The sequence below is a fragment of the Arthrobacter woluwensis genome (genome assembly GCF_030816155.1).
Taxonomy (GTDB): domain Bacteria; phylum Actinomycetota; class Actinomycetes; order Actinomycetales; family Micrococcaceae; genus Arthrobacter_E; species Arthrobacter_E woluwensis_A.
Genome location: NZ_JAUSXR010000001.1, coordinates 2,978,926 through 2,999,925 on the forward strand (window position 1 = coordinate 2,978,926; position 21,000 = coordinate 2,999,925).

The following is a 21,000-nucleotide window of genomic DNA, read 5'->3' on the forward strand; positions in this document are numbered from 1 at the left end:
CCCACCCCTCTCACGCCGTTCAATAATTACGCATATTGAAAATCAACTTTCGCAATGCGAAATTGTGAGGAGCTTCCGTCGGGACGGTCTCACGCGGCGTCGCAGCCGCGCCCCTCCCCGCCCGGGACGCCTCCACGCAGAGGACAGAGGACACATGACGCTCGACGAATTCAACGCCCTGTCGCGGGAGGACGCCATCGCCGTCGTCCGCCCGTGCCTGGACATCCAGCGCTGGATCGAGGCCGTGGTGGACGCCCGCCCCTACGCCTCGGCCGGGGAACTGAGTGAGACGGCCGGATCCGTCGCGGACCCGTTCACCGCGGAGGAACTCGAAGCCGCGCTCGCGCACCACCCGCGGATCGGTGAGCGGGCCAAGGGGGACAGCAAGGAGGCCTCGCTGTCCCGCAACGAACAGTCCGCCGTCGATCCCAGCGACCGCGAGGTCCAGGAGGCCCTGGCCACCGGCAACGCCGCCTACGACCAGAAGTTCGGCCGGGTCTTCCTGATCCGCGCCGCAGGCCGCAGCGCTCAGGAGATCCTGGCCGCGCTGAACGAACGCCTGGGCAACACCCCGGAAGAAGAAGACATCATCGTGGCCGAGCAACTGCGTCAGATCGCCGTGCTCCGCCTGGAAGGAGCCGTGCAGGCATGAGCGTTTCCCAGATCACCACCCACATCCTGGACACCGGTTCAGGCCGGCCCGCGGCCGACGTCCCCGTGATCCTCTTCGCGGGCGCCGACGGCGCCTGGAACGAGATCGCGCGCGGCGTCACCGACGCCGACGGCCGGATCAAGAACCTCGGCCCCGAGTCCGTTACCGGCGGCACCTACAAGCTCAACTTCGCCACCGGCGCCTACTACGAGGGCCAGGGCCAGTCCACGTTCTTCCCGGAGGTCGAACTCACGTTCGCCGTGGCGGACACGGGCGAGCACTACCACGTGCCGCTCCTCCTGAGCCCCTTCGCGTTCTCCACCTACCGCGGCTCCTGACCCCCGATTCTCCTCCCGCGAACCGCCAGTAGGCGCCCGTATCGCCACCGCATACGGGCATCTACTGGCGGTTCGCGCATGAGTGGGCAGGGTTGCGAAGGATCCTGCGGGCCTGCACGGGTAGCTCGCAGGGAACGTCCAGTGATCCGGGATACCCTTGGAGGCATGCAGCAGGACCCCGCCTCCTCCGGCGAAACGACGTTCGAACAGCGCCAGATCACCGTGCGTACCGCCCCGAAGTACGTGCCGTTCCTGGTGCTCGGCGGCCTCATCGGCCTGGCCGTCGCCGCGATCTCCGCCTTCGGGTTCCCCAACCCCCAGTCGGCTTCCAACCCGGCCCGCTCCTATGACCCCAGCACGGTCTTCGGGTTCCTGGCCGTCCTGTTCGCCGGCCTCGGCGTCGTCCTCGGGGCCATCGTGGCGCTGATCCTGGACCGCGTGGGCCGCAAGCGCAGCCGCATCGCCACCGTTCAGGCCCTCACCCCGGAAGAGGACCGCGCGGCCGAGCAGGCCGAACGGGATGCCGACGCCTGACGGCGTCCACTCACGTCCCCCTCGGCCTCCGCACCGCTGCTGAACAGGCTCTTCACCGCTTTCCGCGACCCTCGCGACGGCGCCCGGCGCGCGACGGCGGAGGGCCGCCGTCGCGGTTCCCGTCACAGGGCGGCGCGTCCCTCCGGACATGCGATAATTGAGCAGTGGCACGCGGCGACGGAAAACTCACACACGATCTTCTTCCCGGCGAAAAAGGCCCCCAGGACGCCTGTGGCGTCTTCGGCGTCTGGGCACCGGGCGAAGAAGTGGCAAAACTGACCTACTACGGCCTTTACGCTCTGCAACACCGCGGGCAGGAATCCGCCGGCATTGCGACGAGCGATGGGCAACGCATCAACGTCTACAAGGACATGGGGCTCGTGTCCCAGGTGTTCGACGAGACCACCCTGAACACCCTCACGGGTCATCTGGCCGTGGGGCACTGCCGGTACTCCACCACGGGTGCGAGCCACTGGGCCAACGCCCAGCCGACCCTGGGAGCGACCGCCAACGGCACCGTGGCCCTGGCGCACAACGGCAACCTGACCAACACCGCCGAACTCCGCCAGATGATCATGGACCGCACCGGCGGCCAGCTCAGCGGCGAGATGAAGCAGGGCAACACCTCGGACACCGCCCTGGTCACGGCCCTGCTGGAGGGCGACAGCGGCAAGACCCTGGAGCAGACGGCGCTCGAGCTGCTGCCCAAGATCAAGGGCGGCTTCTGTTTCGTCTTCATGGATGAAGGCACCCTTTACGCCGCCCGCGACACCTACGGCATCCGCCCGCTGGTGCTCGGCCGCCTGGAGCGCGGCTGGGTGGTGGCCTCCGAGCAGTCCGCTCTCGCCACCGTCGGCGCGAGCTTCATCCGCGAGATCGAGCCCGGCGAGTTCCTGGCCATCGACGAGAACGGCGTCCGCACCCAGCGCTTCGCCGAGGCCACCCCGGCCGGCTGCGTCTTCGAGTACGTCTACCTGGCCCGTCCGGACGCCTCGATCGCCGGCCGCTCCGTCTACGAATCCCGCGTGGAGATGGGCCGTCAGCTGGCCCGTGAGAACACCCACGAGGCGGACATCGTCATCCCCGTGCCGGAATCCGGCACCCCCGCCGCCGTCGGCTACGCCGAGGAGTCCGGCATCCCGTTCGCGCACGGCTTCGTGAAGAACTCCTATGTGGGACGCACCTTCATCCAGCCCTCGCAGACGCTGCGCCAGCTGGGCATCCGCCTCAAGCTCAACGCCCTCGAGTCCGTGATCCGCGGCAAGCGCGTGGTCGTGGTGGACGATTCGATCGTGCGCGGCAACACCCAGCGCGCCATCGTGCGGATGCTGCGCGAGGCCGGGGCCAAGGAGGTCCACGTCAAGATCTCCTCGCCGCCCGTGCAGTGGCCGTGCTTCTACGGCATCGACTTCGCGTCCCGCGCGGAACTCATCGCCTCCGGCGCCTCCATCGAGGAGATCTCCAAGGCGATCGGCGCGGACTCCCTCGCGTACATCTCCGAGGACGGCATGATCGCCGCGACCCACCAGCCGCGCGAACGCCTCTGCACCGCCTGCTTCACCGGCAAGTACCCGATCGCCCTCCCCGATCCGGAGCTGCTCGGCAAAAACCTGCTGGAGCGCGAGGACGAGGTCCCGGCGGACACCCAGGCGGTTCCCGCTCCCACGGCCGAGCCGTCCGAGGAGCCGCAGGTCGCTCCCACGGGTGAGGTCGTCGCGGGCGCCACCGGATGCGATCCAGGCCCCGACTCCGAGTTCGAGAACTTCCTGACCGACGCAGACAAGCGCCCCGCTTCCTAAGCCGCGCCCACCAGAAAGGCAGCCATGAGCTCCTCCCCCGCCGAGAACGGCATCACCTACGCCTCCGCCGGCGTCGATGTGGAAGCCGGCGACCGCGCCGTCGAACTGATGAAGGACGCCGTCAAGGCGACCCACAACTCCTCCGTGCTGGGCGGCGTGGGCGGCTTCGCCGGCCTCTTCGACGTCTCCCGCCTCCTGACGTACCGCAAGCCGCTGCTCGCGACGTCCACGGACGGCGTCGGCACCAAGGTCGCGATCGCCCAGGCCATGGACATCCACGACACCATCGGCTTCGACCTGGTGGGCATGGTGGTGGACGACATCGTGGTGGTGGGCGCCGAGCCGCTGTACATGACCGACTACATCGCCTGCGGCAAGGTGGTCCCGGAGCGCATCGCGGACATCGTCCGCGGCATCGCCGCTGCCTGCTCCGTGGCGGGCACCGCGCTGGTGGGCGGCGAGACGGCCGAGCACCCCGGTCTGCTGGGCGAGCATGAGTACGACGTCGCGGGCGCGGCCACCGGTGTGGTCGAGGCCGACGCGCTGCTCGGCCCGGAGCGGGTCAAGGCGGGCGACGTCGTGATCGGCATGGCCTCCTCCGGCCTGCACTCCAACGGCTACTCCCTGGTCCGCCGCGTCATCAACCACGCCGGCTGGGAACTGGACCGTCAGGTGTCCGAACTCGGCCGCACCCTCGGCGAGGAGCTCCTGGAGCCCACCCGCGTGTACGCCGCCGACTGCCTCGACCTGACCCGTGCCTTCCCGGTGAACTCCGGCAAGGGCATCAACGGTTTCAGCCACGTCACGGGTGGCGGTCTGGCCGCCAACCTGGCCCGCGTGCTGCCGCAGGGCCTGCTGGCCACGGTCGACCGCAACACGTGGGAACTGCCCGCGATCTTCAAGCTGGTCTCCGAACTGGGCAACGTGCCGCTCGCCGATCTGGAGCGCACCCTGAACCTGGGTGTGGGCATGGTGGCGATCGCTTCCCCGGAAGCCGCGGATGCCGCCGTCGCGCGTCTGAACGAGCGTGGCCTGCCGTCCTGGGTCATGGGCACGGTCGCCGAGGACACCGGCGCCTTCACCGGCACGGTCGACTACGTCCAGGGCGCCAAGGGCGTCGACGGCGGCGCGGTCCGCCTGGTGGGCCAGTACGCCTGACTCTCCCTCCCCCTCATCGACTGCTCCATAGGATGTCGTTTTTCCCCGGAAATCGGGGATTTCGACATCGTATGGAGCAGTCGATCGTTAAGGGGGGCCCGCTTCCCGTTCGGTGTCGCACGGTGTGACACGGCCCATGCCAGAATGTGTCCGCACCGCACTCACATCGACTTCTGGAGGAATCCTTGACCGAGAACACCGCCGCCTCCGATCGACCCCGTCCAGAAGGGGACCCCCGGGACGCCATCGATTGGACGCAACCGCAGTCCTGGGAGCAGCCCCGGTACGGCGTCCGCTCGTCCGCAGACGTTCCGCCCTGGCACCCGGAGGCCAATGCGCAGCAGCGTGCGGCCGCCGTCCCGCCGGAGCCGGCACCCGGCGAGGATGTCCTGCGGGGAGCCCTGTTCGCGCTGGTGGTTCTCCCGCTCGGCATCATCGTCTGGATGCTGCTGTGGGAGGTGCATGTGATCGCGTCGATCGTCACCTTCGGCGTGGCCGCCGGCGCCGCGCGTCTCTACGTCGTCGGCACCAGGGGCCGCCTGAGCCGCACCGGGGTCTGGGTGATCGTGGGCATCACCGTCGCCACCGCGATTCTGGCATTCGTCGGCGGAGTCTGGCTCGACGCCGTCGACTTCCTGGGCGGTTCCCCTCTCGCCAGGATCTTCGGCCCGGAGCCGTGGCGCCTCATGGCAGCCAACCTCGCGTCGAACCCCGACTTCGTCAAGGGCTATTCGGGCGATCTGCTCATGTCCCTCGCCTTCGGCGCGCTGGGCTGCTTCTTAACCCTTCGTCGCCTCTTCGCGGCCACCCGTAATCGCTGAGCCTTCCACCACCCTCAAAAAAGATCGACTGCTCCATACGATGTCGAAATCCCCGATTTCCGGGGAAAAACGACACCCTATGGAGCAGTCGATCTTTAAGGTGTGCTACTTCAGGCCGAGCTGTGCGGTCGGGACCTTGGCCGTCTCGCGGGCGGTCAGTGCCGACACCGCGGCGATCACGCAGATGACCGCGGCGAAGATCGACGTCTGGACCCAGCCGCCGGGGCCGGTGCCGCCGATCGCCGAGACGATCGTGGGGGCGAAGCCGGCCATGAGGAAGCCGAGCTGGGTTCCCACGGCCAGGCCGGAGAAGCGGACCTGGGTGCTGAACATCTCGCCGTAGAAGGACGGCCAGACCGCGTTCGCCGCCGCATAGCCGCACGAGAAGTACACGATGGCCGCCGCGAACATCAGCGGGATGGAGCCGGACTGCAGACTCAGGAAGAACAGCGGCGTCATGACCGCGCTGGACAGGGCGCCGTAGACGAACAGCGGCTTGCGGCCGAAGCGGTCGGCCAGCGTGCCGAAGAACGGTTGGGTGCCGAGGGCCACCACGTTCGCCACGACCACGAGCCACAGCGTCACAGTGCTGTCCACATGGGCGACCTGCTTGCCGTAGCTGATGGCGAGCGTTCCGAAGACGGTGCTGATCGCGGCGATGAAGGCGCAGCAGACGACGCGGATCACGTCACGCCAGTGATACTTCATCAGCTCGACGAAGGGCAGCCGAGCCTTCTTGGCCTCGGCGAAGGTGGTGTGGGCTCGTGCAGGCTGCGGCGGATGAAGAACGCGACCACGACGACGGCGGCGCTCAGCCAGAACGGGATGCGCCAGCCGATGCCGTACTTGAGGTCGTCCGGCAAGGCGACGACGGGGATGAAGGCCAGGGCGGCGAGGATCTGCCCGCCCTGGGTCCCGGTGAGGGTCCACGAGGTGAAGAACGCGCGACGGTCGTCGGGGGCGTGTTCCAGCGTCATCGAGGAGGCGCCGGCCTGTTCACCGGCCGCGGAGAGCCCCTGGCAGAGGCGTGCGAGGACCAGGAGAGCGGGCGCCCACCAGCCCACCGTCTTGAAGTCGGGGAGGCAGCCGATGACGAAGGTCGAGGCGCCCATCAGGACCAGGGTGAACATGAGCACCCTCTGTCGTCCGAGACGGTCGCCGAAGTGACCGAGGAAGACCGCGCCCACGGGCCGGGCGATGTAGGCGAAGCCGAAGGTCGCGAAGGACATGATGGTGGCGTTCGCGTCGGCGCTCGGGAAGAACACCTTGGGGAAGATCAGCGCCGCGGCGGAGCCGAAGATGAAGAAGTCGTAGTACTCCACCGCGCTGCCGAGGAAGCTGGCCAGGGCGGCCTTCCGGGGAGTGCCGGAGTGGCCCGCGGCCGCTCCGGAGGGGACGGCGCCCGGCGCTGCGGGCGGAAGGGTCTGGTTCATGGGATTCCTTCGGTGTGACGGCGATGTCGCATCAGGGTGGAGTCGCTGGGGTGAATGCGGGCGGCCGGCCCGGATCACGGTTTCGGCTGGCGAGAGAATTCCCGCTCGACAACAGCTTCCGGATCATGAGAGCTGTTGGTGCGATATAGAAGATTCTGGCTGTGAGCGCCGTCACTGTCAAGAATTTTTCTCACGATCTAGATATAGCTCTCACAATGTGGCAATCTTCTCTTCATGAGCGAGAAGGAAACCGGCAAGACGGACATGATCGGCAAGGCGCTGAGTCTGCTGGTGCTGCTGGGCGACGAGCCCCGTGGCGCGAGCGCAGCGGAGCTGGCACGCCGATCCGATCTGCCGTTCAGCACCGCCTACCGGCTGCTCGGATCCCTGACGCGGGACGGTTTCGTGGATTACGAGCCCGAGGGGCGGCGGTACCACCTGGGCCTCCGGGTCTTCCAGTTGGGGCAGCGCGTCTCCAATCACCACGGCTTCGCCGGGACGGCCCGGCCGGTCCTGCAACGGGTCACCGAAGGCACGGGTGAGGCGACGATCCTCTCCGTCCGGGATCAGCACCGCTACCTGACCGTGAACAAGGTGGACGGCCCCCAGATGTTCCGCGTCACGAGCGACCCCGGACACCTCGGCCAGCTGCACACGACGGCGGTGGGCAAGGTCCTCGTGGCGTTCGCGCCGGAGGACGAGCGGGAGGCGCTCCTCGACGAGCTGGAGCTGACGCCGCTGACCGAGCACTCGATCACGGACCGCGAAGCGTTCCGCGCCGAGATCGCCCGCGTCCGGCACCAGGGCTTCGCCCTCATGGACGAGGAGAACGAGATCGGCATGCGGGCCATCGCGGTGCCGGTGCTCGCCGGCCACGGCGGCGTGCTCGCGGCCCTCGCCACGGCGGCGCCGGTGTTCCGGATGAGCGTGGAGCAACTGCAGGGCGCCGTCCCCCTCCTGCGGGACGCGGCGGGCGAGCTGGCCGCGCGCCTGCCGGCACGATGAGCGCCGGGACGAGCGACGCGATGAGCGACGCACTCGCCCGCAGCGTGACGAGCGCGCCGAGCGCGACGCCAGTTCGCGACGCCAGTTCGCGATACGAACACTTGTACTTGATGTGAACATGGTGTGTACCCTGAGTCATACCGTCCGGCACTGAACCTCAGGCCGACAAAGGAGCGAAGAGCATGAGCACTCGAGCAGGATCATTCCTGGTGGGCCTGGTGGGCGAAGGGGTACTTCCGTCCCTCACGCCACCGATGCACGAGCGGGAGGGCGACCGGCAGGGCCTTCGGTACCTCTACCGTCCCCTCGACCTGCTCGAGACAGGCATCCCCGCCGCCTCGATCGGCGATCTGCTGCACTGGGCCTCCGACCTCGGCTTCAACGGCCTGAACATCACCCACCCCTGCAAGCAGCTCGTGATGGCGCACCTCGACGAGGTGTCCGAGGATGCCCGGCGGCTCGCCGCAGTGAACACCGTGGTGATCGAGGACGGACGGTTCATCGGCCACAACACCGATTTCTCCGGCTTCGCCCGCGCCCTCGCCGACGGCCTGCCGGGAGCTTCGCTGGAGCGGGTGGTGCAGCTGGGTGCGGGAGGCGCCGGGTCCGCCGTCGCCTACGCGCTCCTGACCGCCGGCGTCGGGGTGCTGGATCTGGTGGACACGGACCCCGTCCGGAGCACCGAGCGGGCCGATGGTCTGAGGGAGCTGTTCCCTGGCGCGGTCGTCACCGCACACACCCCGGAAGAGCTGCCGACGCTCCTGCCGCTCGCCGCGGGTCTGGTGCACTGCACGCCCGTCGGGATGGCGGCGCACCCCGGACTGCCGCTGGATCCGGCGCTGCTGGAACCCCGGCACTGGGTGGCGGACATCGTCTACCGGCCGCTCGAGACCGAACTGGTGCGCCGGGCCCGGGCCATCGGCTGCCGCGTCCTGGACGGGGGCCGCATGGCGGTGGGCCAGGCCGCCGACGCCTTCCGGCTCTTCACCGGCCGCGAAGCCGACGCCGGGCGCATGCGCGAGCACTTCCTGGAGCTGATCGCGGCGGAGGACGCCGCAGCCGGCGCGGCCCCGGACAGCACCGCCGCCACGGAAGGGGGCCGCTGATGCGCACGGGAGTCGCCACCGTCTGCCTGTCCGGCACACTCCGCGAGAAGATGCAGGCCTGCGCCATCGCCGGCTTCGACGGGATCGAGATCTTCGAGCCCGATCTGATCACCTCCCCGCTCAGCCCCGAGGACGTCCGCACGCTGGCCGCCGACCTCGGCCTCGGCCTGGACCTGTACCAGCCGTTCCGCGATTTCGACAGCGTCCCCGAAAATCTCCTGCGGGAGAACCTCCGCCGCGCCGACGCGAAATTCCGCCTCATGTCCCGGCTCGGCATGGACACGATCCTCGTGTGCAGCAACGTCGCCACCGCGCAGATCGACGACGACGGCCTGCGCGCCGAGCAGCTCGCCCGCCTCGCGGAGCTGGCCGGTGAGCACGGGGTGAAGGTCGCTTACGAGGCGCTGGCGTGGGGCAAGTACGTCAACGACTACGAACACGCGCACCGGCTCGTCGAGATGGTGAACCACCCGAACCTCGGCACCTGCCTGGACTCGTTCCACATCCTCTCCCGGGACTGGGACACCGCGCCGATCGAGACGTTCGCTCCGGAGAAAATCTTCTTCGTCCAGGTGGCGGACGCCCCGCGCCTCTCCATGGACGTCCTGTCCTGGAGCCGGCACCACCGGGTATTCCCGGGCGAGGGGCAGTTCGCCCTGGCGAAGTTCATGGGCCACGTGATCCGGGCGGGCTACTCCGGTCCGGTCTCCCTCGAGGTGTTCAACGACGTCTTCCGGCAGGCCGATGTGGACCGAACCGCGGTGGACGCCATGCGGTCGCTCATCTGGCTGGAGGAGCAGAGCGCGCGCTGGCTCACCGAGCAGAACGGGGACTCGGAAGGGGCGCGTCGCCGTCGTCATCCGATGGAGCTGGCCACCCTGCCCAGGGTTCCGGAGCCCGCCGGCTTCGACTTCGCCGAGGTGAAGGCCGAGGACACCGCCGGTCTGGAGACGCTGCTCGGGCACCTCGGCTTCAGTTTCGCGGGGCGTCACCGCACCAAGGACGTCCAGCTCTGGACGCTGGGGCAGGCGCGCGTCATCATCAACGAGCAGGCGCCCTCCCAGGCCGAGCCCGCGATCGCCGCGCTCGGCTTCGACGTCGAGTCACCGCTGCTCGCCTCCGCCCGCGCCCAGCAGCTGAAGGCGCCCGCGGTCGCCCGCACGGTCCAGGCCGACGAGGAGGTCTTCCAGGGGGTCTCCGCCCCGGATTCCACGGAGATCTTCCTGTGCCAGAGCCGGCCCGGCGGGGTGGCCGTGTGGACCCACGAATTCGGTGACGGGGAACGCCCCGGGGAAGCGAACGGCGCCGCGAGGATCGACCACGTGAACCTGGCACAGCCATGGCAGCACTTCGACGAGGCCGTCCTCTTCTACACGAGCGCCCTGGCCCTGGAACCCGCGCCGTTCGCGGAGGTGCCCAGCCCCACCGGCCTGGTCCGTTCGCAGGTCATGCAGACCTCGGACCGTGCCGTGCGCCTGGTGCTCAATCTCGCGCCCGTGATCCAGCAGGGCCTCGGTGCGGGCGGGAACCCGGGCCGCAAGACCTACCAGGAGCACATCGCCTTCGCCGTGGACGACCTCGTGTCCACGGCTCGCGCGGCGAAGGACCGCGGGCTGGAATTCTTGCCCATCCCCGCCAACTACTACGAGGACCTGGACGCCCGGTTCCAGCTCGATCCGGACTTCCTGGCCACCCTCCGGAACCTCGATCTCCTCTACGACCGCGACGGCGACGGCGAGTTCCTGCACTTCTACACCGCCACGGTGGGCAGCGTCTTCTTCGAGATGGTGGAGCGACGCGGCGGCTATGACGGCTACGGCGCCGCGAACGCCCCGGTCCGCCACGCCGTCCAGTACGACGCCCGTCAGGACCGGCCGTCCGCCTGAGCGGCGCGGCCCGGCACGAGGAGGTGTCCCATGGCGAACTCCGCATCCGGTGACTCCGTGGTGGACCGCGTGGTGCGGCTGCTGGCCGCCTTCCCGGAAGGCACCCCACGGCTCAGCCTCTCCGACCTCGCGGCCCGGGCGGGGCTTCCGCTGTCCTCCGCGCATCGCCTCGTCCGGCAGATGAGCGATCACGGGCTCCTCGACGTCGAGGAGGGCGGCGCGGTCAAGCCCGGGCTGCGCCTCTGGGAACTCGTCAGCAGGAACGCGCCCACCCTGGAACTGCGCACCGTGGCCCTGCCGTTCATGGAGGACATCCAGCAGGTGCTCCGGCAGAACGTGAACCTCGCCGTGCTGGATGGGCAGGACGCCTTGTTCGTGGAGCGGCTCTCCCGGCCGGGCTCCGTGACGAACCGCGCGACGGTCGCGGGCCGGCTTCCCGTGTACATCTCCTCGGCGGGTCTGGCGCTCATGGCGTTCCAGCCCCGCGAGGTCCAGGCGGAGTACGTGACGCGGCAGATCCTCGCCGGCGCCGTGCCGGAGGACGAACTCCGCCAGCGGCTCGCGGAGACCGCCCGCAACGGGTATGCCCAACTCGTGGGGATCCTCGACCCCGAGACGTCGGGCATCGCCGCACCCGTGCTCGACCCGCAGGGCCACGCGGTGGCCGCGCTCGGCGTCGTCGTCCCGGTGACGGAGGTGCGCCTCCGGGAGATCGTGGCGGCGCTCCAGGGCGCGGCGCAGGGCGTGCGGCGCGGCCTGGAGACGATCCGGCGGGCTTAGTCCACCGGGCGCGACGTCGGGACGAACAGCAGCGCGGCCAGCGCGGCCACCGCGGCGAGGGCGAACACGTAGAAGCCCCACGGGTAGGCGATGCCTCCGGCGACGAGCGCTCCCGTGACGGCCGGCCCCAGAATCGCCCCCACGCGGCCCACGCCCGCGGAGAATCCGAGCGCGGTGCCCGTGAGTTCACGGGGGAAGAGCTGGCTCACCCACGCGTACACCAGGACCTGCGCGCTGAACACGAACACCCCGGTGACGAAGACGGCCAGGTCGAGCAGGATCTCGTTCTGGAGCTTCAGGCTGAGCAGGGCGAGCAGCACCGCGGCCAGGCCGAACCAGAGCAGGGTGATCCGCTTGGTGCCGTGCCGGTCAGCGAGCCAGCCGGCCAGCAGGAGCCCCGCCACGGCACCGAGATTCAGGATGAACAGCAGGGCGAGGGACGAGCTCATCGAGTACCCGGCACTCGCCATGAGGGTCGGGAGCCAGGTGTTCAGGCCGTACACGAGCAGCAGCCCCATGAAGGACGCGGCCGCGATGCCCGCCGCGATGAGCGGGTACGGCTTCCGCAGCAGGACCTTCAGGCCCGGCTTCGCGCCGCCGTCGGCCACCGCCTGGCCGCCCTCGGAGGCGCCCACGGCGAGCCGGTCCACGGTGGTGTCCGGCAGCCGGAACCACAGGATCGGCGCGAGGACGAGCCCGGCGACGCCGCCGATCACGAACACGGCCCGCCAGTTGGGAATGAGGGCCAGCGCGAGCAGCGACGTCACGACGGCGCCGGCGTGATAGCCGGTCATGGTGCGGGTGGTGGCACGGGCGGCGGAGGACGCGGGGGCGAAGTCGTTCATGTAGGCCAGGGCCGCGGGCAGGCAGGCGCCGAGCCCGACGCCGGCGAGCAGCCGGAAGGCGCTGAAGACCGCGACGTTCGGCGCCACGGTCACGGCCAGGGTGAAGACGGAGAACCACAGCACGCAGGCGACCAGAAGGCGCTTACGGCCGAAGCGGTCGGAGAGGGGCGCGATGAAGAGCGCGCCGAGTCCCACGCCCACGAGCGAGAGGGTGGCGGCCAGGGTGGCCCCTGCAGGATCGAAACCGAGGTCCTTGCTCTTGAGCAGGGTCGGGATCACGGCTCCGAGGACCACCAGGTCGAAGCCGTCCAGCACCATGGCCAGCCAGCAGAGGGCGGCCGGCCCGGAGGACCGGGGGCGGGACTGGGCGAGGGAAGGGGACGGCGGGGAGGGGGACGGCATTGTCACGAAAGGACCTCCTGAAGGGGATGGGTGTGAGAGGTGTATCACTTTCCCAACCCGGTCCGGAACGCGGTTTTCCATTGAATGGAACAGGACTTGGTCCAGAAGGTGATCCGGAGCACACTCGTCAGAGTCGTTCCGGGCCGATCCGATGAGGGGTCGGTCCCTGCCGAAAGAGAGGCGCCCATGAGCCAGACCGAGACCCTCCGCACCCAGGTGGCCATCGTGGGAGGCGGCCCCGCGGGGCTCATGCTGTCCCATCTGCTGGCCACCCGCGGCATCGAATCCGTGGTGCTGGAGGCCCGCAGCCGCCAGGCGATCCACGAGACGGTCCGCGCCGGCATCCTCGAACACGGCACCGTGAATCTGCTGGTGGACTCGGGGGTCTCCGACCGGGTGCTGCGCGAGGGCGACCGGCACGACGGCATCGAACTCCGCTTCGACGGCGAGAGCCACCGCATCGACTTCCAGGAACTCGTGGGGGAATCGGTGTGGCTGTACCCGCAGACCGAGGTGTTCGCCGACCTCGCCGCACGACGGGAGGCCGACGGCGGCGACGTCCGGTACGGGGTGTCCGGCGTGACGGTGCACGACGTCGCCTCCGATCCCCGGGTCACGTTCACGGACGCCGAGGGCCGGGACGTCGAGCTGCGCGCCGATTTCGTGGTGGGCGCGGACGGGTCCCGCAGCCACTGCCGGGGGCTGATCCCGGAGGACCGCCGTCACCGGTACTTCAAGGAGTACCCCTTCGCCTGGTTCGGCATCCTCGCCGAAGCGCCCCGCAGCGCGGACGAGCTGATCTACGCGAACTCACCCCAGGGCTTCGCGCTCATCAGCCAGCGGACCGAGACCATGCAGCGGATGTACTTCCAGTGCGACCCCGGCGAGTCGGCCGCCGACTGGGACGACGAGCGCATCTGGGCCACGCTCCGCGAGCGCGTGAACGGCAACGGCTTCGAACTGGTGGAGGGTCCGGTGCTGGAGAAGGTGGTGCTCCCGTTCCGGAGTTTCGTCCAGGCGCCCCTGCGTCACGGGAAGCTCTTCCTGGCGGGCGATGCCGCTCACACCGTGCCGCCGACCGGCGCCAAGGGCCTCAACCTCGCCCTCCACGACGTCAGGATGCTCTTCGAAGCTCTCGACTCCTTCTACACCGGCGGTTCGGAGGACCTGCTCGACGGCTACAGCGAGCGCGCCCTCGGGCGGGTCTGGAAGGCTCAGCACTTCTCCTCCTGGATGACGTCCCTGCTGCATGCGGCCCCGGGCGAGAGTGATTTCGACCGGGCCCGCCGGCGGGGCGAGCTCGACTCGGTCGTCTCCTCAGCCCACGGCCGGGCGTATCTGGCCGAGTCGTACACGGGGTGGCCGGACCGTGGGTGAGGGCCGCCGTCGTCGCGCATCCGATGCCGTGTTGTTCGCTAGACGAACACTAGTGCGTTATTCGAACGTCCCGGGTATGCTGGATCACACAGCGCCCGGTTCGCCCCCGGTCCCCACCGTCGAACCCCTCCCCGACCGCTCTCAGACCCGACCACTTCCCGAAAGGAGCCGGCCATGACCTCAGGGCCCCGCACCGTGCACCCTGACCCCGACGCCGCAGCGGAGACGCAGGCCGATCTCAACGCCGAGATCGCAGCGACCGCCGCCTCCTACCGCGAGGAGCTCCTCGGCGGCGCCGCCCCGGAGACCCAGCCGCGGCTCGACTTCGCGCCGTACCGCAGCTCGATCCTGCGCCACCCCACCAAGAGCCTGCACCACGCGGACCCGGAGACCATCGAGCTGTTCTCCCCCGCGTTCGGGCACCAGGACGTCCACGCGCTGGAATCGGACCTGACCATCCAGCACAACGGCGAACCCCTCGGCGAGCGGATCATCGTCTCCGGCAAGGTCCTCGACGGCGACGGCCGCCCCGTGGCCGGGCAGCTCGTGGAGATCTGGCAGGCCAACGCGGCCGGGCGCTACATCCACAAGCGGGACCAGCACCCCGCGCCCCTCGATCCGAACTTCACGGGCGTCGGCCGCTGCATCACCGGCGAAGACGGCTCCTACCGCTTCGTCACCATCAAGCCCGGCGCCTATCCGTGGAAGAACCACCTCAACGCGTGGCGCCCGGCCCACATCCACTTCTCGCTCTTCGGTTCCGAGTTCACGCAGCGCATCGTCACCCAGATGTACTTCCCGGGGGACCAGCTCTTCCCGCTGGACCCCATCTACCAGTCGATCGTGGACCAGGACGCGCGGGATCGCCTCGTGGCCCGCTACGATCACGACCTCACCCGCCCCGAATGGGCCCTCGGCTACAACTGGGACATCGTCCTGACGGGCGCCCACCGGACCTGGACCGAGAACGAAGCCTTCGGCGACGCCGGAGACGAGGAGTAGACCGCCATGACCGAACAGACCCCGGGCACCCTCACCGCCACCCCCGGCCAGACCGTGGGGCCGTTCTTCGGCTACGCCCTGCCGTTCCCGAAGGACAACGAACTGCTGGCCCCCGGCACCCCCGGTTCCATCCGCCTGCAGGGCACCGTGTACGACGGCGCCGGCCACCCGGTCCCGGACGCCATCCTCGAGATCTGGCAGCCGGACAGCGCGGGCCGGGTCCCGCGCCGCACCGGCTCGCTCGTGCGGGACGGCTACACCTTCACCGGCTGGGGCCGCGCCTCCACGGGGAACACCGGCCGCTTCACCTTCACCACCGTGAACCCGGGCCCCACCGAGGAAGGCGCCGCCGCGTTCATCGCCGTCGCGGTGTTCGCCCGCGGCCTCATGAACCGCCTGTTCACGCGGATCTACCTCCCGGAGCACCCGGAGTACCTCGTCACGGACCCCCTGCTCTCGTCGCTGCCGGAGGACCGCAGGGAGACCCTGGTCGCGCGGCGCGACGCCGACGGCGGCCTCAGCTGGGACGTCCGGCTGCAGGGCGACGGCGAGACCGTCTTCCTGGACTTCGAGGGCACCTCCACCCCGACGGGGGCGTTCCGGTGACGGACTTCGGACTGCTGAGCGCCGTCACGGCGTCCCCCGAGGTCGAGGCCCTGACCGGGGACCGCGCCGTGCTGACCGCGCTGCTCGATGTGGAGAGCACCTGGTCCACCGTGCTGGAGGACGCCGGGCTCGTCCCGGCCGGGGCTGCGGACGCCGTCGCGGAGGCCGCAGACCCGGACCTGTACGACCCGGCGTCGCTCGCCCGGCAGGCACAGGGCGGGGGCAACCCTGTGATCCCGCTGGTCGCCGCGCTCAAGGCGCAGGTCCGCGGGATCGACGCCGCCGCCGTGAAGGCCGTGCACGCCTCGCTGACCAGCCAGGACGTGCAGGACTCCGCCCTCATGCTGCTGGCAGCCCGGGTGCGCGCGGAGCTGCTCCGCGAACTCTCCCGCACCACGACGGCGCTCGCCCGGCTCTCGGAGGAGCACGCGGACACGCTGTGCGTGGGGCGCAGCCTGGGCCAGCACGCGCTGCCGTACACCTTCGGCCTCAAGGCGGCCCAGTGGCTCCAGGGTCTGACCTCCGCCGGCCGCCGGCTCGGCGAGGCCACCCTGCCCGCGCAATTCGGCGGGGCCGTCGGCACGCTCGCGTCCGCCACGCTGCTCACCGCGGGATCCTCCGCCACCCCGTTCGCCCTGGCACAGGACCACGCCGCCCGGCTCGGGCTCGCCACGGCCCACGTGCCCTGGCACGGCGACCGCCAGCCGGTGACGGTCCTGGGCGACGCCCTCGCGGGGGTGCTGGACGCGGCCGGCAAGATCGCCGGCGACGTCCTGTTCCTCACCCGTCCCGAGGTCGCAGAGCTGGGCGAACCGACCGGGGCGGGCCGCGGCGTGTCCTCGGCCATGCCGCAGAAGCAGAACCCCGTGCTGTCCGTCCTCCTCCGCAGCGCCGCGCTCCAGGGACCCACCTTCGCTTCGCAGCTGCACCTCGCCGCAGGACTCTTCAACGACGAACGGGCCGACGGCGCCTGGCACAGCGAGTGGCCCGCCCTCCGGTCCCTGCTGGGCCTCTCGCTGGGCGCGGTGCTCACCTTGCGCGAAATGATCGAAGGCCTGCGTGTCTTCCCCGACGCCATGCGCCGCAACCTGGATCTCACCGGTCCGCTGCTGCTGAGCGAAAAGGTCAAGGCCGCCGTCGGGCCGCTGCTCGGTGATGCCGGGCAGGAGGCTCTGCAAGCAGTCGTCGACGCCGCGCTCCGGGAATCCCCCGAGCGGCGAGCGGAGGCTTACGCCCGCGAACTCCGTGCGGCGGTGCCGGCCGAGGCCCTGAGCGACGACGCCCTCGCGCAGCTGCTCGACCCCGCCGGCTACGTCGGGGAAGCCGAGGAGATCCGCCGCAGGATCCTCGGCTCCCTCCCGGACACCGTCGGCTCCCAGGACACCCTCGACGCCCAGGACGCACCCAACTCCCTGGACGAAGGAGCCACTCGTGACTGACACGATCGACACCGCAGCCCCGGCCCTCAAGGCGGTCCTGCTCTCGCCCCGCCGTGACCTCGGAGACCGGCCGCTCCTGGTGCTCGGCCCGTCCCTCGGCACCTCCACCGTGCTCTGGAATGAGACCGCGGCCCTGCTCGCGGAGGAGTACGACGTGATCGGCTGGGACCTCCCGGGCCACGGTGTCTCCCCGGCCGCCGAGCGCCCGTTCCGCATGGAGGACCTCGCCGCCTCGGTGCTGTCGCTGGTGGACTCCATCGCCCCCGGCGCCCGATTCCACTACGCGGGGGTCTCCCTCGGCGGCGCAGTGGGTCTCCAGCTCGCGCTCGACCACGGCGACCGGCTGCTCGGCCTGTCCGTGCAGTGCAGCGGCCCCAAGCTCGCCACGGAGGAGAGCTGGCTCGAACGGGCCGGCACCGTCCGGACCCAGGGCACGGCCGTCATGATCCAGGGATCCGCGCAGCGCTGGTTCGCGGCGGGATTCATGGAACGCCGGCCGGAACAGAGCAGCCGTCTGCTGCACGTCCTGCGGGACACCGAGCGGAACAGTTACGCCGCGTGCTGCGAGGCACTCGCCGCCTTCGACGTCCGTGACCGCCTGGGCGGCATCACCGTTCCCGTGCAGCTCGTCGCCGGCGCCGAAGATCAGGTGGCGCCGCCGTCGCTCGCCGAGGAGACCGCAGCGGCCATCACCGCGGGAGGTGGCAAGGCGACCGTCGAGGTGCTCGACGGCGTCGCCCACCTCGCGCCGACTGAGGCGCCTGAGACGGTCGCCGCCCTGCTCCGTTCCTTCCTCCAGGAGGTCTCCGCATGAGTGAACAGCCACAGGATTCCGCACGTAACGGGGCCGTCCAGCCGGACGCCACCGCGCGCCAGATCCACGACGCCGGCATGGTGGTCCGCCGCGAAGTCCTCGGGGACGCCCACGTGGACCGGGCCAACGCCGCCAAGAACGAGTTCACCGAGGACTTCCAGGACATGATCACCCGCATCGCCTGGGGCGGGATCTGGACCCGGCCCGGGCTGTCCCGGCAGATGCGCTCCGCCGTGACCCTGACCGCCATGGTGGCGCATGGTCACTGGGAGGAGTTCGCCATGCACGTCCGCGCGGCGCTGCGGAACGGTCTGACCCGCGAGGAGATCAAGGAGATCCTCCTGCAGACCGCCATCTATTGCGGGGTCCCTTCCGCCAACACCGCTTTCAAGACCGCACAGCAGGTCTTCGCAGAAATGGATCAGCCCTCATGAATCAGGCCTATGTGTACGACGCCGTGCGCACGCCCTTCGGCAAGTTCGGCTCCGGGCTGGCGGCGGTGCGTCCCGACGACCTCGCCGCGCACATCGTCCGCGAGTCGGTGCGCCGCGCCCCGGGCCTCGACGCCGCCCGGATCGACGAGATCGTCTTCGGCAACGCCAACGGCGCGGGCGAGGAGAACCGCAACGTGGCCCGCATGGCAGGCCTGCTCGCGGGGCTGCCCGTCTCCGTGCCCGGGACCACCGTCAACCGCCTCTGCGGGTCCTCCCTGGACGCGGCGATCATCGCCTCCCGGCAGATCGAGACCGGCGACGCCGACCTCCTGCTGGTCGGCGGCGTCGAGTCCATGAGCCGCGCGCCGTGGGTGCTGCCCAAGACCACCCGCCCGTTCCCGGCCGGGGACATGACCCTCGCGTCGACCACGCTCGGCTGGCGCCTGGTGAACCCTGCGATGAACCCGGAGTGGACCGTGTCCCTCGGGGAGGCCACCGAGCGGCTGCGGGAACGGCACGGCATCAGCCGCGAACGGCAGGACGAGTTCGCCGCGGAGTCCCACCGGCTGGCCGCCGCGGCCTGGGACGAGGGCTTCTACGACGCCCTCGTCTCCCCCGTGCCCGGCACCGAGCTGGTCCGGGACGAGGGCATCCGCCCCGGGACCACCACGGAGAAGCTCGCCGGCCTCAAGACCGCCTTCCGCCCGGACAACGGCGACCGTTCCGGCACGACGGCGGGCGGCACCGTCACGGCGGGGAACGCCTCGCCGCTGTCGGACGGGGCCTCGGCGGCGTGGCTGGGCTCCGAACGGGCCGCCGGGCTGCTCGGGATGGATCCCGTGGCCCGTGTGGCCGGACGGGGCGCGCACGGCAACGACCCGCAGTTCTTCGGTTTCGCGCCCGTGGAGGCGGCGAACCAGGCCCTCGCCCGGGCCGGCGTCCGCTGGGAGGAGGTGGGCGCCGTCGAGCTCAATGAGGCGTTCGCCGCCCAGTCCCTGGCCTGCGTCGACGCCTGGGGCATCGACCCGGGCATCGTCAACCGGCATGGCGGCGCGATCGCGATGGGTCACCCGCTGGGCGCCTCCGGGACGCGGATCCTCGGCACGCTGGCGCGCTCGCTTCAGGCGAGTGGCGAACGCTGGGGCGTCGCGGCGATCTGCATCGGCGTCGGGCAAGGCCTGGCCGTGGTGCTGGAGAACGTGAGCGCGGGGGTGAAGGGCTGATGCTGACCTTCCTCGACTCCGTGACCGAGGCGGTCGCGGGAATCCGTGACGGGTCCACCGTGATGATCGGCGGTTTCGGCAACGCCGGGCAGCCGTTCGAGCTGATCGACGCGCTGCTGGACTCCGGCGCGACCGATCTGACCGTGGTCAACAACAACGCCGGGCAGGCCGACCAGGGCCTGGCGCTGCTCATCAAGGAGGGCCGGGTGCGGAAGATGATCTGCTCCTTCCCGCGCCAGTCCGACTCCTGGCACTTCGATGAGAAGTACCGGGCCGGCGAGATCGAACTGGAGCTCGTCCCCCAGGGCAATCTGGCCGAGCGCATCCGCGCGGCGGGGGCCGGGATCGGCGGGTTCTTCACGCCCACCGGTTACGGGACCATGCTCGCCGAGGGCAAGGAGACCCGCTTCCTGGACGGCGTGTGGCAGGTGTTCGAGACTCCGATCCACGCCGACGTCGCGCTGATCAAGGCGCTCAAGGCCGACGGCAAGGGCAATCTCGTCTACCGCAAGACCGCCCGGAACTTCGGACCCATCATGGCCGCCGCCGCACGGCACACCATCGCCCAGGTGTCCGAGATCGTGCCGGTCGGGGCCCTGGACCCGGAACACGTCGTGACCCCGGGCATCTACGTCAACAGCATCGTGAAGGTGGCCTCATGAGCACGCTCCCGTCCCTTCAAACCTCGCCCGAAACGCTCGGTCGGTCCGAGCTCGCCGCGCTCGTGGCCCGCGACATCCCCACGGGTTCCTTCGTGAACCTGGGGATCGGACAGCCCACCCTGGTCTCCAACTTCCTCACCGAGGAGCAGAACGTCACCCTCCACACGGAGAACGGCATGCTCGGCATGGGACCGGAGGCCGTGGGCGAACAGATCGACGGCGACCTCATCAACGCCGGCAAGATCCCGGTCACCGAGCTCCCCGGGGCGTCCTACTTCCACCACGCCGACTCGTTCGCGATCATGCGCGGCGGCCACCTGGACATCTGCGTGCTGGGCGCCTTCCAGGTCTCCGCCACTGGGGATCTGGCGAACTGGCACACCGGCGCTCCGGACGCGATCCCCGCGGTCGGCGGCGCGATGGACCTGGCCACGGGCGCCAAGGACGTGTTCGTCATGATGAGCCTGCTCACCCGCGACGGCGCGTCCAAGCTCGTGGAAACCTGCACCTACCCGCTCACGGGGGTCGGCTGCGTGACCCGGGTGTACACGGAACGCGCAGTGTTCCTGATCGGGCCCGACGGCGTCACGGTGCGGGAGACCTTCGGCTGCACCGTGGATGAACTCCGCTCCCTCGTGCCGATGCCGCTGCTCACGCCTGCCGGCTGAGCCTGGAGGTACAGGC

General features: G+C 70.2%; 20 protein-coding genes and 1 pseudogene. 19 read left to right on the forward strand and 2 right to left on the reverse strand.

Annotated elements, in window-relative coordinates:
* Positions 1–154 precede the first annotated feature (154 nt).
* From uraD to QFZ52_RS13630, 6 genes are all read left to right on the forward strand, one after another.
* Positions 155–652, forward strand: coding sequence for a 2-oxo-4-hydroxy-4-carboxy-5-ureidoimidazoline decarboxylase (gene uraD, locus QFZ52_RS13605; RefSeq protein WP_278267429.1), 498 nt, complete (start codon positions 155–157; stop codon positions 650–652).
* Positions 649–990, forward strand: a complete 342-nt coding sequence (gene uraH, locus QFZ52_RS13610) for a hydroxyisourate hydrolase (RefSeq protein ID WP_307498125.1) — start codon at positions 649–651, stop codon at positions 988–990. Before uraD ends, uraH begins: the two co-directional genes overlap by 4 nt.
* A 165-nt stretch (positions 991–1,155) precedes the next feature.
* Positions 1,156–1,524, forward strand: a complete 369-nt coding sequence (locus tag QFZ52_RS13615) for a hypothetical protein (protein ID WP_307498126.1) — start codon at positions 1,156–1,158, stop codon at positions 1,522–1,524.
* A 164-nt stretch (positions 1,525–1,688) separates the two neighbouring features.
* Positions 1,689–3,323: an amidophosphoribosyltransferase gene (gene purF / locus QFZ52_RS13620; protein WP_307498127.1), complete on the forward strand. Its 1,635-nt coding sequence runs from the start codon at positions 1,689–1,691 to the stop codon at positions 3,321–3,323.
* Between the two features lie 24 nt (positions 3,324–3,347).
* Positions 3,348–4,481, forward strand: coding sequence for a phosphoribosylformylglycinamidine cyclo-ligase (gene purM / locus QFZ52_RS13625; protein ID WP_307498128.1), 1,134 nt, complete (start codon positions 3,348–3,350; stop codon positions 4,479–4,481).
* Positions 4,482–4,666: 185 nt separating this feature from the next.
* A complete protein-coding gene (locus tag QFZ52_RS13630) occupies positions 4,667–5,302 on the forward strand; it encodes a hypothetical protein (protein WP_307498129.1) in 636 nt (211 codons plus the stop codon).
* 105 nt (positions 5,303–5,407) lie between these two features.
* Here QFZ52_RS13630 and QFZ52_RS13635 read toward each other — a convergent pair.
* Positions 5,408–6,735: pseudogene (locus tag QFZ52_RS13635) on the reverse strand (MFS transporter).
* Positions 6,736–6,969: 234 nt separating this feature from the next.
* On the opposite strand from QFZ52_RS13635, the gene QFZ52_RS13640 reads away from it, so the two are divergent.
* From QFZ52_RS13640 to QFZ52_RS13655, 4 genes are all read left to right on the forward strand, one after another.
* Complete coding sequence (locus tag QFZ52_RS13640) at positions 6,970–7,740, forward strand: IclR family transcriptional regulator (protein ID WP_307498131.1); 771 nt, start codon at positions 6,970–6,972, stop codon at positions 7,738–7,740.
* A gap of 182 nt (positions 7,741–7,922) precedes the next feature.
* On the forward strand, positions 7,923–8,846 hold the full coding sequence (locus tag QFZ52_RS13645) for a shikimate dehydrogenase (protein ID WP_307498132.1): 924 nt from the start codon (positions 7,923–7,925) through the stop codon (positions 8,844–8,846).
* Complete coding sequence (locus tag QFZ52_RS13650; RefSeq protein ID WP_307498133.1) at positions 8,846–10,732, forward strand: bifunctional sugar phosphate isomerase/epimerase/4-hydroxyphenylpyruvate dioxygenase family protein; 1,887 nt, start codon at positions 8,846–8,848, stop codon at positions 10,730–10,732. Before QFZ52_RS13645 ends, QFZ52_RS13650 begins: the two co-directional genes overlap by 1 nt.
* A 30-nt stretch (positions 10,733–10,762) precedes the next feature.
* Positions 10,763–11,512 carry an IclR family transcriptional regulator gene (locus QFZ52_RS13655; protein WP_307498134.1) on the forward strand — a complete coding sequence of 250 codons (750 nt, stop codon included), beginning with the start codon at positions 10,763–10,765 and terminating at the stop codon, positions 11,510–11,512.
* On the opposite strand, the gene QFZ52_RS13660 is transcribed toward QFZ52_RS13655, so the two are convergent.
* Entirely contained in the window at positions 11,509–12,759 is a 1,251-nt protein-coding gene (locus tag QFZ52_RS13660) for an MFS transporter (protein ID WP_444861220.1), read from the reverse strand. The two genes, QFZ52_RS13655 and QFZ52_RS13660, sit on opposite strands and share 4 nt — an antisense overlap.
* Before the next feature lie 186 nt (positions 12,760–12,945).
* On the opposite strand from QFZ52_RS13660, the gene QFZ52_RS13665 reads away from it, so the two are divergent.
* The 9 genes from QFZ52_RS13665 to QFZ52_RS13705 all read left to right on the forward strand — a co-directional run bounded on the left by QFZ52_RS13665 (position 12,946) and on the right by QFZ52_RS13705 (position 20,984).
* The gene (locus QFZ52_RS13665) at positions 12,946–14,136 is read left to right on the forward strand and encodes a 4-hydroxybenzoate 3-monooxygenase (protein WP_307498135.1); all 1,191 of its coding nucleotides are present in this window, start codon (positions 12,946–12,948) and stop codon (positions 14,134–14,136) included.
* 174 nt (positions 14,137–14,310) lie between these two features.
* Positions 14,311–15,138 carry a protocatechuate 3,4-dioxygenase subunit beta gene (pcaH, locus tag QFZ52_RS13670; protein WP_307498136.1) on the forward strand — a complete coding sequence of 276 codons (828 nt, stop codon included), beginning with the start codon at positions 14,311–14,313 and terminating at the stop codon, positions 15,136–15,138.
* A 6-nt stretch (positions 15,139–15,144) separates the two neighbouring features.
* Positions 15,145–15,744, forward strand: a complete 600-nt coding sequence (gene pcaG / locus QFZ52_RS13675; protein WP_307498138.1) for a protocatechuate 3,4-dioxygenase subunit alpha — start codon at positions 15,145–15,147, stop codon at positions 15,742–15,744.
* Complete coding sequence (locus tag QFZ52_RS13680; RefSeq protein WP_307498139.1) at positions 15,741–17,183, forward strand: lyase family protein; 1,443 nt, start codon at positions 15,741–15,743, stop codon at positions 17,181–17,183. Before pcaG ends, QFZ52_RS13680 begins: the two co-directional genes overlap by 4 nt.
* The gene (locus QFZ52_RS13685) at positions 17,176–17,997 is read left to right on the forward strand and encodes an alpha/beta fold hydrolase (RefSeq protein WP_307498141.1); all 822 of its coding nucleotides are present in this window, start codon (positions 17,176–17,178) and stop codon (positions 17,995–17,997) included. The genes QFZ52_RS13680 and QFZ52_RS13685 overlap by 8 nt, the downstream gene beginning before the upstream one ends.
* Positions 17,994–18,431, forward strand: a complete 438-nt coding sequence (gene pcaC, locus QFZ52_RS13690; protein WP_307498142.1) for a 4-carboxymuconolactone decarboxylase — start codon at positions 17,994–17,996, stop codon at positions 18,429–18,431. Before QFZ52_RS13685 ends, pcaC begins: the two co-directional genes overlap by 4 nt.
* Positions 18,428–19,654 carry a thiolase family protein gene (locus tag QFZ52_RS13695; RefSeq protein WP_307498143.1) on the forward strand — a complete coding sequence of 409 codons (1,227 nt, stop codon included), beginning with the start codon at positions 18,428–18,430 and terminating at the stop codon, positions 19,652–19,654. Before pcaC ends, QFZ52_RS13695 begins: the two co-directional genes overlap by 4 nt.
* Positions 19,654–20,316 carry a 3-oxoacid CoA-transferase subunit A gene (locus QFZ52_RS13700; protein ID WP_307498144.1) on the forward strand — a complete coding sequence of 221 codons (663 nt, stop codon included), beginning with the start codon at positions 19,654–19,656 and terminating at the stop codon, positions 20,314–20,316. The genes QFZ52_RS13695 and QFZ52_RS13700 overlap by 1 nt, the downstream gene beginning before the upstream one ends.
* Positions 20,313–20,984, forward strand: coding sequence for a 3-oxoacid CoA-transferase subunit B (locus tag QFZ52_RS13705; RefSeq protein ID WP_307498145.1), 672 nt, complete (start codon positions 20,313–20,315; stop codon positions 20,982–20,984). The genes QFZ52_RS13700 and QFZ52_RS13705 overlap by 4 nt, the downstream gene beginning before the upstream one ends.
* Positions 20,985–21,000 lie beyond the last annotated feature (16 nt).

Bases quoted from the DNA above. Each gene is read 5' to 3' on its own strand.
- QFZ52_RS13695 (WP_307498143.1), top strand. From the start codon at position 18,428: ATGAATCAGGCCTATGTGTACGACGCCGTGCGCACGCCCTTCGGCAAG.
- QFZ52_RS13665 (WP_307498135.1), top strand. From the start codon at position 12,946: ATGAGCCAGACCGAGACCCTCCGCACCCAGGTGGCCATCGTGGGAGGC.
- QFZ52_RS13700 (WP_307498144.1), top strand. From the start codon at position 19,654: ATGCTGACCTTCCTCGACTCCGTGACCGAGGCGGTCGCGGGAATCCGT.
- pcaG (WP_307498138.1), top strand. From the start codon at position 15,145: ATGACCGAACAGACCCCGGGCACCCTCACCGCCACCCCCGGCCAGACC.
- QFZ52_RS13650 (WP_307498133.1), top strand. From the start codon at position 8,846: ATGCGCACGGGAGTCGCCACCGTCTGCCTGTCCGGCACACTCCGCGAG.
- purM (WP_307498128.1), top strand. From the start codon at position 3,348: ATGAGCTCCTCCCCCGCCGAGAACGGCATCACCTACGCCTCCGCCGGC.
- pcaH (WP_307498136.1), top strand. From the start codon at position 14,311: ATGACCTCAGGGCCCCGCACCGTGCACCCTGACCCCGACGCCGCAGCG.
- QFZ52_RS13655 (WP_307498134.1), top strand. From the start codon at position 10,763: ATGGCGAACTCCGCATCCGGTGACTCCGTGGTGGACCGCGTGGTGCGG.
- QFZ52_RS13705 (WP_307498145.1), top strand. From the start codon at position 20,313: ATGAGCACGCTCCCGTCCCTTCAAACCTCGCCCGAAACGCTCGGTCGG.
- QFZ52_RS13615 (WP_307498126.1), top strand. From the start codon at position 1,156: ATGCAGCAGGACCCCGCCTCCTCCGGCGAAACGACGTTCGAACAGCGC.
- QFZ52_RS13645 (WP_307498132.1), top strand. From the start codon at position 7,923: ATGAGCACTCGAGCAGGATCATTCCTGGTGGGCCTGGTGGGCGAAGGG.
- QFZ52_RS13640 (WP_307498131.1), top strand. From the start codon at position 6,970: ATGAGCGAGAAGGAAACCGGCAAGACGGACATGATCGGCAAGGCGCTG.
- pcaC (WP_307498142.1), top strand. From the start codon at position 17,994: ATGAGTGAACAGCCACAGGATTCCGCACGTAACGGGGCCGTCCAGCCG.
- uraH (WP_307498125.1), top strand. From the start codon at position 649: ATGAGCGTTTCCCAGATCACCACCCACATCCTGGACACCGGTTCAGGC.
- QFZ52_RS13660 (WP_444861220.1), bottom strand. From the start codon at position 12,759: ATGCCGTCCCCCTCCCCGCCGTCCCCTTCCCTCGCCCAGTCCCGCCCC.
- uraD (WP_278267429.1), top strand. From the start codon at position 155: ATGACGCTCGACGAATTCAACGCCCTGTCGCGGGAGGACGCCATCGCC.